The sequence below is a fragment of the Dethiosulfatibacter sp. genome (assembly GCF_983023055.1).
Genome location: NZ_CEZJXU010000341.1, coordinates 2,167 through 2,925 on the forward strand (window position 1 = coordinate 2,167; position 759 = coordinate 2,925).

Consider the following 759-nt stretch of genomic DNA (forward strand, 5'->3'; position numbering starts at 1 on the left):
TCCTGGAATATTGGCTTTAGTTCTAGGCCTAGCTTTGTGTCGAATAGCACTTATCTATGGAGGTGCGATACTAGATATTACCCACAGATTCATAATGGGGTCACTGTTGCGTTATAATATGTTTAAGGAGATTTACCGTAAACCTGGCGGAGATGCTTTAAACTGTTCTGATAATGAGATGCTCAATTATTTTAGAGATGATGTAGAGCAAATTGAGGATTCTGTTAGTTGGTGGTTAGACGTACTTGGTTCAACGGCGTTTACTGCTGTAGCCTTGTTTATTCTTTTTCAAATAAACTCACAGATAACATTTTTTGTTTTTACACCTTTGGTATGCATCGTGATTATTGCTAGTAAAGCCAGTAAACATGTGCAAAAGTATCGAAAATCAAGCCGTGAAGCTACTCAGAAAGTTACAGGAACTATTGGTGAGTTATTTAATTCGGTACAATCCATCAAAGTTGCTGGAGCAGAGGAAAATTGTCTTAAACATCTGGAAGAATTTAATAATGAGCGACGTAAGTTCATGCTTAAGGATAATCTTTTTAATCAGCTTCTAAACGGAATTTTTACCAATACTGTGACACTAGGGACTGGTTTTATGTTATTGATAATTGCCCAAATGCTTTCAGCAGAGAGTTTTAGCTTGGGAGATTTTTCTCTCTTTATCTACTGTTTAGGTTTTGTTTCTGACAATACAACTTTCTGGGGTGAATTTATGGCTCATTTTCAGCAGACAGACGTTTCTCTGAATAGAAT

The 759-nt window shown here is 36.4% G+C and carries 1 protein-coding gene; it reads left to right on the top strand.

All coding sequences use genetic code 11. The annotated features are described in order from the left end of the window. Positions 1 to 34: 34 nt before the first annotated feature. Positions 35 to 759 (top strand): ABC transporter transmembrane domain-containing protein (locus AC3AX0_RS10685; RefSeq protein WP_487550274.1); only part of this gene is annotated, 725 nt, incomplete at its 3' end.